The organism is Methyloceanibacter sp. (genome assembly GCF_050728395.1).
Classification (GTDB): Bacteria; Pseudomonadota; Alphaproteobacteria; order Rhizobiales; family Methyloligellaceae; genus Methyloceanibacter.
In genome coordinates this window covers 1-9,660 of the sequence record NZ_JBOHJB010000097.1, presented here as the reverse complement: position 1 = coordinate 9,660, position 9,660 = coordinate 1, and the positions used below count along the sequence as shown (strand labels likewise).

Sequence of the window (9,660 nt, the reverse complement as noted above, 5' to 3'; positions counted from 1 at the left end):
TCACCTTCGCAGCCCTCGCCGACCCGACGCGACGCGCGATCCTCGCGCGGCTTGCGCTTGGCGAGACCACGGTCAACGAGATTGCCAAACCGTTCAAGATGAGCGGGCCTGCGGTCTCCAAGCACCTCAAGGTACTCGAGCGGGCAGGCCTCATCGAGCGCGGGCGCGAGGCGCAATGGCGCCCGTGCCGCATCGCGCCTGGCGGTCTCAAGGGCGTCGATGAATGGCTCGAGCGCTACCGCGAGTTCTGGGACGAGCGTTTCGACCGGCTGGAGAGCTATCTCCGCGATGTGCAAGCGAAGCAAAAGAAAGGGAAGAGGCATGGACGCCATGGCCGCTGATGCGAGGATGCCGACCGATCGCGAGATCGTCCTGTCGCGCCTGATCGATGCGCCGCGGGAGCGCGTATTCGACGCCTGGACCGATCCCGAGCAGGTGGTGCAATGGTGGGGGCCGCGCGGCTTCACCACCACGACGCACAAGATGGAGGTCAAGCCCGGCGGCGTCTGGCGCTTCGTCATGCACGGGCCTGACGGCCGCGACTACCAGAACAAGATCACCTATCTCGAAATCGTGCCGCCTGAGCGCCTCGTCTACAGCCACAGTGGCGACGAGGATCTCGAGCCGGTCATCAGCTTCCAGACTACGGTGACGTTCGTGGCTGAAGGCAACAGGACCAGGGTCACTATTCGGTCGGTGTTCCCGACGCGAGAAGAGCGCGACCGCGTGGTCAAGGAACACGGCGCCGTCGAAGGCGGCGAGCAGCATCTTGCCCGTCTCGACGAGCACGTCGCCGGCGGGGTCATTGGCACCTCGCGCGCCTTCGTCATCTCCCGCGTGTTCGATGCGCCGCGCGATCTCGTGTGGAAGGCGCATAGCGAGCTCGATGGCCTGAAACAGTGGTGGAGGCCGAAGGGCTTCACCTGGGTCACCGGCACGCTCGATTTCCGCCCTGGCGGCATGTTCCATTATGGGCTTCGCTCGCCGACCGGCCAGGAGATGTGGGGCCGCTTCATTTATCGCGAGATCGTCAAGCCCGAGCGCATGGTCTACGTGGTATCCTTCTCCGATCCCAAAGGCGGGATTACGCGCCATTTCCTGAGCCCGGAATGGCCGGCGGAGATGCTCAACACCGCCACGTTTACCGAACAGGGCGGCAAGACCGCGTTGACCCTCCACTCCGTGGCCATCAACGCCACCGCGCATGAACGGAAGATCTTCGAGGATGGATTCAAGAGCATGGAGGGCGGCTATACGGGCACCCTCGACCAGCTCGCCGACTATCTCGCCAAGACCGCGTAAGGAGTTCCCCCCTCCTGCACGCGAGGACGTGATCGGTGGCCTAAGGAATAGCCACCATTACGTCCGACGCCTTGATCACGGCGTGGACCTTGTCGCCGACCTTGAGGCCGAGATCGTCGACCGCTTCGTTGGTGATGGAGGCGGTGACGATGATGCCGTTGACGTCGATCCGCACATGGGCTGTGGTCGCGCCCTTCTTGATGTCGACGATCTTGCCGGGCAACGCGTTGCGGGCAGAAATTCTCATGGGCCATCCTTCCGGGTCTTACGAGCGATGCAGGATGGCAGGTTCTATCGCTCCTGAGCCAAGGGGGCAACGAAAGTTGGCAGGAGATCTCTCCTGCCAACCTTCAATCGCTCACGCGAGGACAGCACCACTAGCCGTGATGGCGGCGGGGCGTGGTGGCGGGATGCATTTCATGCTCCGCGCTTCTATGCGGCGCCACGTAGAACGACTCCTTGGTGACGTCGTAATTGCCCGGGCACTTCGCGGCGCTCGGATTCTCGGTGCAATAGTCGTAGTTGGCGTTCGCCGGGCCGACGGCGGTGGCGCCGAGCGCGAGCGAAGCCGCGGCGAGCGCGACTGCGGTTTTGGTGAACATGACAGGTCTCCTTTGTAGGAATGATCATCGTCGCGCCGGGGGTTGAGGGAAGGGGGGCACGACGGCCATTCACCGGCCGAACGCCAGTCGCCTCGTTTGTTTCCTTGTTCAGATGTCGCACCCTGAAATGTCGCAGCCCGTTATGTCGCAGGCCGAAGACATGCCCGGCCTCGGCGACCCCCGACATTGAATTGGGCGCTGAGCACCATACATCTGGTAGCGGACGCGGCGCGGCTTTTGCCTGGCGCCGGCGCTTGTTGAGAGTGATCGTGGCTACCTTTCGTAGTGTGGCGTTTGTGGGGCTTTGCGTTGTGATCGCGACACCGGTCTCAGCCGCGTCTTTGGTCGCCTCGTGGGATGGCACCAATCTAACTTTGGCGCCGAAGCCGACGCGCGTATTTCTGCAATTGGATGAACGCACAAGCCCGGCAGGACTGGCGAACCGGGCAAAAACCCACAGGTTCACTCTGGTGCTCGGTGGGCTCGCCGCTGATCCGGATCCCGAAACTGGGTATCTCGTTTTTCTCAACCTTGATGAGAAGGCAAAGTCGTCGACGGACGACGAAGGTTATGTCGGTGCCATCAATTTCTTCGGCATGCCCCCAACCGCGGCCGAGCCGTCAAGGCTCGTCAGTTTCGAGATTTCTCCGACTCTCGTCAGGCTCGAAGAAATTGGCCGCCTCAGCGGGCCAATCTCGGTAACCTTCGTTCCCACCGGCCGGCCGGCCGAGGGCAGTCGCGCTTCGGTCGCGAAAATTGATATCTACGAGAATTAGCTACTCTCAATAGTTGTAGGCCGACGGGGTTCCACGTATAGTCGCTAAATCCTCAATCGCAGCGTCTTGAGGAGCACCCCGATGCAAACCAGACGAAACTTCGTCGCCACCAGCGCCGGCGCGCTCGCGGCGGCCACTGTCCCGCTGTCCGATTGGCTGGGACGCTTTGCCCATGCAGAGGCGGCGGCCAAACTCACTCGCCATGACGTGACCTCCGCCGAAGGCCAGGCCATGCTGAAGATCTACGCTGGCGCCGTTGGGACAATGATGGCGACCACCCAGAGCAATCCTGGCAGTCCGCTCAGCTGGTTATTTCAGTGGTACACCCACGCCATACCCAACGACCGGACAAAGGCGGCCGAACTTGCGCGCATCTACCCCAATGCCTCGGACCCAGTCAGAGCCCTTGCCAATAAGATGTGGAACACGTGCGAGGCGCACCGCAATCCCGCACGGGAAGACTTCTTTTTTCCTTGGCATCGCCTCTTCCTGATCTACTTCGAGAGAATCATCAGGCAGGTTTCCGGTGAGCCGAAATTCACGCTTCCCTATTGGAACTATACCGGGCCGAGTCCGCAGAACCGGATCTTGCCGGTGCAGTTCCGGTCGTCAGGCGATGCGGCGTGGAAGCCGTTGTTCCGACCCGACCGAAATCGAGACACCAACGATGGGGTGCCGATCGATCAGATCAGCGGCGCCAGCCCGATCGACATCAAGGCCATGAAGTCGATCGTCTATGGACAGACCACGGGGGATGCCGGCCTCTGCTCGAATGTCGATAACAACCCACACGGGTCGGTGCATGGCGACGTTGGCAACCAGAGAGGCATGGGCAGGGTACCGTGGGCGGCCAACGATCCCATTTTCTGGCTGCACCATTGCAACATCGATCGCCTGTGGGCGAGTTGGATCAAAGCCGGAGGTGCCAATCCAAGCTCCCCAGGCTTTAAGAATGAAAAGTTCACATTTGCCGACAGCAATGGGGCTCTAGTCGAGGGCAGTGTGGGTTCGGTTCTCGATCTGAACGATCTCGACTACGACTACGACCGCTATATCGACCGGCCGCCGGGCAGTCCGCCCTTCCCATCCAAACTGACCGTTGAGGTCTTCGCCATACGTGCCGTCGCTCGCCGTGTCTCGGGGCCGGTGACGCTCGGTGCGAGCCCGACAACCGTGAAGTTGACGACTCAACCCGCTCCCGAGCTGAACTTCCAGGGCATCAAGAAAGATCTGTCGGTCCAGTTGCAGTCTCTTAAGGAGGACAGTGTCTTTTATCTTCGGCTGAACGACGTCAATGCTTCAGCCCCACCCGACGCGGGTTACGACGTCTATCTCGATCCCTCCGGTGAGGGAGAACTCAAACGCTCGGAAAGCGCTTACGTGGGTTCGCTTTCGTTTTTTGACGTTGCGCCCCACGACGAGCAGCATGAGGCCGCGGAGCCGAAAGGAAAGGGGCGCAATTACAGCTTCGTGGTCACTGATCGCGTGAGGGAGCTGCAAAAAGAAGGCCGCCTTTCCCGCGAACCCAACGTCACTCTCGTTCCGACCGGCGCGCCCAGCGAGGGGTCCGCACCGAGGATCGCCAGCGTTTCATTGGTTTCGTCCTGAGGCGAAACCGATGACAGCAGTGCCCGCTTAACCTGTTGCGTGGCCGCCGCGCTCGCGTGATACACCTCCTCCCATGCGGGTGATCTACATCGCCGGAACGAGCCATAGCGGCTCGACGCTGCTCGACCTGATGCTCAACGCCCATCCCGCGATCTTCTCGGCCGGTGAGGTGCTGAAGCTCAATCGGCAACTCGGCATCAACCATCCGCGCAAGCAGACCTCCGTGCCCTGCTCCTGCGGGGCGCCGTCGCTTTGGCAATGCCCGGTCTGGTCGCGCGTCGATACGCGCACCCGCGAGACCGCCGGCAAGTCGCTTACCGATCTCGATATGCTCGACTATGGCGAGACCGGCGCCGCGCAGGCGCCTAACGCCGTCGTGTTCAAAGCGATCGCCGAGGTCACCGGCAAGGCTTTCGTCGTCGACTCGTCGAAGCTGCCCAAGCGTCTCGCCTATTTGATGCGGCTTCCCGAGCTCGACGTCTATCCGGTGCATATCGTGCGCGACCCCAAGGGGCAGATCAATTCGGTGACGCGCAAGCACGGCGGCTTCCTCCAGCACATCTTCCGCTACGAGCTGATCCACGAGCAGATCCGCCGGACGCTGAAATCGGTGCCGCACAGCGTGGTGCATTACGAGGATCTGGTGCGCGATCCGGCGGCCACCTTGGCGAGCATCTTGCAGCCTCTAGGGCTCACCTTCGATCCGCGCCAGCTCGCTTGGGCCGAAGCCGAGAAGCACGAGGTCGCCGGCAACCACGTTCGCTTCGATGCGAAAAGCGAGCTTGTGCTCGACGAAGGCTGGAAGAAGAGCCTCTCGCCGCTCCGGCAGCGCGCCATCGACTTAGGCACCCTCCTATCGCGGCAGACACTGCCCAAGACCGGCGCCGTGCGCTGAACGAAGCGCGAGGCCGTTTAATCGAAAACGCGGCAAGAGCCTTGTCGCGGCCCCCATTCACGGGCCTAATTGCGCGCTGGTCTTCTGCCGCCAAGGGCTCTTCGCATGCCGCATTCGGCTCCGCTCATCTCGACGCTCGCCGTGGGCCTTGTGCTTGCCTTCGGCTTCGGTCTCGTGGCCCAGCGCCTGAAGCTGCCGCCGCTGATCGGCTATCTCATCGCCGGCATTGCCATCGGCCCGTTCACGCCGGGCTTCGTCGCCGATCAGAGCGTCGCCAATCAGCTCGCCGAAATCGGCGTCATCCTGCTGATGTTCGGGGTTGGCTTGCATTTCTCCCTCGAGGACCTGCTGTCGGTGCGCGCCATCGCCGTTCCCGGCGCTTTGGCGCAGGGGCTGGTGGCGACACCGCTCGGCATGGCGGTCGGCTGGTGGCAGGGCTGGACGCCGGGAGCCGGCATCGTTTTCGGCATCGCGCTCTCCATCGCCAGCACCGTGGTGCTGTTGCGCCTGCTTCAGGAGCGGCGGCTGCTCGACACCGAGCGCGGGCGGATCACCGTCGGCTGGCTCGTGGTCCAGGATCTCGGCATGGTGCTGGTGTTGGTGCTGCTGCCGGCACTCGCCGGCGTGCTCAGAGGCACCGGGGACGGGCCTGACCCGTCGCAGCTGCTGGAAGCGATTACCCTCACGCTCGGCAAGGTCGCAGCCTTTGTCGTGGTCATGCTCTTGGTGGGCAGGAAGGTCATCCCGCTGATCTTGCATTACGTGGCCCATACCGGCAGCCGCGAGCTGTTCCGCCTCGCCGTGCTGTCGATCGCGCTCGGCTTCGCCTACCTCGCAACCGAGCTGTTCGGCGTATCGCTCGCGCTCGGCGCCTTCTTCGCCGGCATGATCCTGAGCGAGTCGCGGCTGAGCCAGCAGGCGGCGACCGAGTCGCTTCCCTTGCGCGACGCCTTTGCCGTGCTGTTCTTCGTTTCGGTCGGCATGTTGTTCGACCCGCGCATCCTCATCGAGGCGCCTGGCGCGCTGTTCGCCACCATCTTCATCATCCTGATCGCCAAGAGCGCGGCAGCCTACCTTGTGGTGCGGCTGTTCGGCCATCAGGCGCCGACGGCGCTCACCATCTCGGTGTCGCTCGCGCAGATCGGCGAGTTTTCCTTCATCCTTGCTGGGCTCGGTGTCAGCCTCGCGATCCTGCCGTCAGACGCGCGCGACCTGATTCTTGCCGGCGCCATCATCTCGATCCTGCTCAATCCTCTGCTCATGGAGTTGATCGACCGCCTGCCACTATGGCGCGCCGCGGCGGAAGCCGGCGATGTCGAGCCCGGTCCTCCGCCCGAGGCGCGTGGCCGCGAGCCGATCCCGACGACCAGGCTCACCGATCACGTCGTCCTGGTCGGCCATGGCCGGGTCGGCAGCGTGGTGAGCGAAGCGCTGCGCGAGGCCAAATTGCCTTACCTCGTCATCGAGAGCGATCAGGACGCTGCGGCCGAGCTTCGCCAGCAAAGCATCGAGACCATCACCGGCAACGCCGCCGATCCTGAAGTCGTGCGCTCGGCCAATCTCGGCGCCGCAAGCTGCCTGTTGGTGGCGATCCCCGATGCCTTCGAGGGCGGCCAGGCCGTGATGCAGGCGCGCAAGGCAAATCCTGATCTGCTGATCATCGCCCGGGCTCATTCCGAGGAGGAGGTGCTTCACTTGAAGAAGCACGGCGCCACCACCGTGATCATGGGCGAGCTCGAAATCGCCAAGGCGATGATCGAGGACGTGCGCAACGCGGTGTTGGCGCCGGGCAAGGCCGTCAAGGCGAGCGGAGCGCCTGCGGCGCCGGTTCTCACCGAGTAGCCGCGAGCGAACCCGCGCACCTCGTGGTGTTGTCATGCCCGCGAAGGCGGGCATCCAGTAAACGCAGGCTTCGTAAGGCTAAGCACAGCGTTGGTTACTGGATCGCCCGGATCATCAAGCTTGTGCTCGGGCTGGCGAAGCCAGACCCGAGTGCCGGGCAATGACAAAGGGCAGGGGCATCCCTTACAGCATGTGCTTGATGTCGGAGGAGAAGGACGGATAGGCGTAGATAAAGTCGCGGAGCTGGGTGGCGGTGATGCCGTGCTTCTTGGCGAGCCCGAAGATGTTGATCAGTTCTTCGGCCGCGTGCCCGACCATATGGGCGCCGAGGATCTGGTCGCTCGCCTCATCCACGATCACTTTCGCCCAGGCCTTGGTCTCGGCGTAGGTCCGCGTCGAGAACCAATATTCCATGTCGCTGACCGTGATCTTGGTCTTGAGACCCTTCTCCTTGGCCTGCGCCTCGGTGAGCCCGACGGTGGCAAGCGCAGGGACGGTGTAGACGGCGGACGGAAGGCTCGCATAGTCGGGCGTGTGCTTCGGCCCCTCGACGATGTTGGTGCCGACGATCCGCCCCTCATAGGTGGCGATGGGCGAAAGCTGGGGCGGGCCTGAGAGCACATCGCCGCAGGCATGGACGGCAGGGTTCGACGTCGAGCGCAAATGCGCGTCGACGGAGATGCGGAAGTTGCCATGTTGGACACGGCCGGCGTCGAGGTCGAGATGCTCGACATTGGCGATGCGGCCGGCGCCGTTGACCACGCGGTCGGAGACGACCGCCTGCTCCTTGCCGTTTGTGGCGAAGGTCGTACGCAACTGATTGCCGGTCGTCTCGACGCGCGAGACTTTGACGCTCGCCTGCACGTCGATGCCGATGCGCGCGCTCTCCTGCCTGATCTGCTCGACTGCGTCCTCATCGAGCGCCGGCAGAAGGTGCGGTAGAGCTTCGAGAATGGTGACCTTGGTGCCGGCCCGCGCATAGACATGGCCGAGTTCGAGCGCGATCACGCCGCCGCCGACGAACAGCACGCTGCCTGGCTGCTCGCGATCGCTCAGCACTTCGTCAGAGGTGATCATCAGCTCGGCGCCGGGAATAGGCAGAGGCCGCGGGCGTGAGCCGGTGGCGATGACGATATGCTTCGCCTCGATGGTCCGGCTGCCCACCTTGACCGCATTAGGTCCCACGAAGCTGGCGCTGTCGCGAAAGAGGTCGACTCCGCGCTCTTGAAGCGTCTCGGCGAGGGAGTCTGGGATGCCGCCGATCATCTCCTTTTCGCGGTCGATCAGCGCCGCCCAGTCGAGCTTCGGCTTGCTCACGTCGATGTGGTGGACGTGGGCTTGGCCGATCTCGTGCAGAGCGTGGCCGGCGGCGACCAGGACCTTTTTCGGCGTGCAGCCCCGATTTGGGCAGGTTCCGCCAAGGTCGCGTTCCTCGACCATCGCCACCTTCATGCCGGCCTCGCGGGTCGGCACGGTGACGCCGAAGCCGGCATTGCCGCCGCCCAGGATCAGCACATCGTAGCTATCGGATGCCATGAGCTTGATTTAGCCGAGGCATGGCCCGTCTTTCCAATGCCCAGGAAGCATTATTGCCATAGTCGCGGCGAAAGGACGAATTGGAGGACAGGCCAGGGGGGGAACCTCGGCGCCAGGGTCCTCGTTACCGTCTCAACCTTGATGTGCGGGCGCGCGCCCCCATATGGGGCTACCGGAAGTGGGAGTTTTGCCGACGATGAGCAGCACGGAGCAGGTTTTCGGACGTGCCTTTGCCTATGGCGGTGCGCGGGGCAGGTCCGCCGCCGATTTCTGGCGCGACTACAGCAAAGGCCTGACGCACGAGCAGCGGCTTAAGCAGGTGCGCTTCATCGCGTGCCTGATGGACGATCAGTTCGCCATTCCCGGCACCAATATCCGCTTCGGCCTCGACCTGATCCTGGGCCTGTTGCCAGGCCTTGGCGACGCCATGACGAGCGTCATCTCGCTCCTCATCGTCCATCATGCCTGGCAGAGCGGCGCCTCCAAGCTCACGCTGGCGCGCATGCTCGGCAATGTCGGTGTCGATTTCCTGGTCGGCTCGGTGCCGGTGGTCGGCGATCTGTTCGACGTCGCCTGGAAGGCGAACCGCAAGAACGCGCGGCTGCTCGAGGCGCATTTGAACAGCCGTTCGGGCAAGTGGGAGGTGGATTAGCCTAATCCGCGCCTTCGAGAGCGTCGGCTTCCTCGTCGGTGAACACACGGCTGCGCGTCAGGAAGCGCACGCCCTCCGGCGCCTCGAGCGAGAAGCCGCCGCCGCGTCCCGGCACAACATCGATGATGAGCTGGGTATGCTTCCAATAGGCGAATTGGTCGGCGTCCATGTACACCGGGCAGCCGCCGATCTCGCCGAGATATTGGTCGTTGCCGCCGATGCGGAACTCGGTCCTCGGGTAGCACATCGGCGACGAGCCGTCGCAGCATCCGCCTGACTGGTGGAACATCAGCGGCCCGTGCTTCGCGCGCAATCGCTCGATCAGTTCGATCGCGGCATCAGTGGCAAGCACCCGTTCGACCATTTGGCAAGAATAGCGCAAAGTGGCGGTGCATACCTCCCCCTTGTGGGGAGGTCGGCGCGCGACGCGCGCCGGGTGGCGGTCTC

The 9,660-nt window shown here is 63.5% G+C and carries 11 protein-coding genes; 7 read left to right on the top strand and 4 right to left on the bottom strand.

What is annotated here, in order from left to right; translation table 11 throughout:
* Both ACREC7_RS13935 and ACREC7_RS13930 read left to right on the top strand, forming a co-directional pair.
* The coding region (locus ACREC7_RS13935) for an ArsR/SmtB family transcription factor (protein WP_431556292.1) at positions 1-341 on the top strand (341 nt) is incomplete at its 5' end.
* On the top strand, positions 322-1,302 hold the full coding sequence (locus ACREC7_RS13930) for an SRPBCC domain-containing protein (protein ID WP_431556291.1): 981 nt from the start codon (positions 322-324) through the stop codon (positions 1,300-1,302). The genes ACREC7_RS13935 and ACREC7_RS13930, both read left to right, overlap by 20 nt.
* Positions 1,303-1,342: 40 nt before the next feature.
* Here ACREC7_RS13930 and ACREC7_RS13925 read toward each other — a convergent pair whose 3' ends face one another.
* Both ACREC7_RS13925 and ACREC7_RS13920 read right to left on the bottom strand, forming a co-directional pair.
* On the bottom strand, positions 1,343-1,549 hold the full coding sequence (locus tag ACREC7_RS13925) for a TOBE domain-containing protein (RefSeq protein WP_431556290.1): 207 nt from the start codon (positions 1,547-1,549) through the stop codon (positions 1,343-1,345).
* 130 nt (positions 1,550-1,679) lie between these two features.
* Positions 1,680-1,904, bottom strand: coding sequence for a hypothetical protein (locus tag ACREC7_RS13920; RefSeq protein WP_431556289.1), 225 nt, complete (start codon positions 1,902-1,904; stop codon positions 1,680-1,682).
* Positions 1,905-2,158: 254 nt separating this feature from the next.
* Between ACREC7_RS13920 and ACREC7_RS13915 the strand changes: the two genes are divergently transcribed.
* The 4 genes from ACREC7_RS13915 to ybaL all read left to right on the top strand — a co-directional run bounded on the left by ACREC7_RS13915 (position 2,159) and on the right by ybaL (position 7,025).
* Entirely contained in the window at positions 2,159-2,680 is a 522-nt protein-coding gene (locus ACREC7_RS13915) for a hypothetical protein (RefSeq protein ID WP_431556288.1), read from the top strand.
* Positions 2,681-2,911: 231 nt separating this feature from the next.
* Positions 2,912-4,288 carry a tyrosinase family protein gene (locus ACREC7_RS13910; RefSeq protein ID WP_431556287.1) on the top strand — a complete coding sequence of 459 codons (1,377 nt, stop codon included), beginning with the start codon at positions 2,912-2,914 and terminating at the stop codon, positions 4,286-4,288.
* 73 nt (positions 4,289-4,361) lie between these two features.
* On the top strand, positions 4,362-5,183 hold the full coding sequence (locus ACREC7_RS13905; RefSeq protein WP_431556286.1) for a sulfotransferase family protein: 822 nt from the start codon (positions 4,362-4,364) through the stop codon (positions 5,181-5,183).
* Between the two features lie 105 nt (positions 5,184-5,288).
* The gene (ybaL, locus tag ACREC7_RS13900) at positions 5,289-7,025 is read left to right on the top strand and encodes a YbaL family putative K(+) efflux transporter (protein WP_431556285.1); all 1,737 of its coding nucleotides are present in this window, start codon (positions 5,289-5,291) and stop codon (positions 7,023-7,025) included.
* Positions 7,026-7,208: 183 nt separating this feature from the next.
* Here ybaL and ACREC7_RS13895 read toward each other — a convergent pair whose 3' ends face one another.
* On the bottom strand, positions 7,209-8,561 hold the full coding sequence (locus ACREC7_RS13895; RefSeq protein WP_431556284.1) for a dihydrolipoyl dehydrogenase family protein: 1,353 nt from the start codon (positions 8,559-8,561) through the stop codon (positions 7,209-7,211).
* A gap of 196 nt (positions 8,562-8,757) precedes the next feature.
* On the opposite strand from ACREC7_RS13895, the gene ACREC7_RS13890 reads away from it, so the two are divergent.
* On the top strand, positions 8,758-9,213 hold the full coding sequence (locus tag ACREC7_RS13890) for a DUF4112 domain-containing protein (protein WP_431556283.1): 456 nt from the start codon (positions 8,758-8,760) through the stop codon (positions 9,211-9,213).
* Between the two features lies 1 nt (position 9,214).
* On the opposite strand, the gene ACREC7_RS13885 is transcribed toward ACREC7_RS13890, so the two are convergent.
* Positions 9,215-9,577 (bottom strand): DUF779 domain-containing protein, encoded by a 363-nt coding sequence (locus tag ACREC7_RS13885; RefSeq protein ID WP_431556293.1) that lies wholly within the window; start codon positions 9,575-9,577, stop codon positions 9,215-9,217.
* Positions 9,578-9,660 lie beyond the last annotated feature (83 nt).